This is a genomic window from Pleomorphochaeta sp. DL1XJH-081, from assembly GCF_049310885.1.
GTDB lineage: Bacteria > Spirochaetota > Spirochaetia > Sphaerochaetales > Sphaerochaetaceae > CAYZJV01.
Window position 1 is genome coordinate 1 of sequence record NZ_JBMDYO010000197.1, and the last position, 241, is coordinate 241.

At 39.4% G+C, this 241-nt stretch carries 1 pseudogene; it reads right to left on the bottom strand.

What is annotated here, in order from left to right:
• Positions 1–181, bottom strand: a pseudogene (locus ACODJP_RS14445) (DUF4845 domain-containing protein); the annotation flags it as partial.
• Positions 182–241: the final 60 nt, after the last annotated feature.

Consider the following 241-nt stretch of genomic DNA (forward strand, 5'->3'; position numbering starts at 1 on the left):
TAAACTTTTGGGGTGTGATATCAGCCGAGCTTTGTTGCATAAGCTCTGTAATCTGATTATTAATCACACGATCATCCCAATATGCTGGCCAAACTGCAAGTACGGCTTTCACCGCAATTGCAAATATGACCACCCCAAATAAAATTGCTAAATACGAAGTACCCTGTTGTGCCTTACGCATTTTTGTTTTCCTAATGGTTGTTTTTAATCTATTTTCCCATTTCGGTTAAAGCTTGGCAGG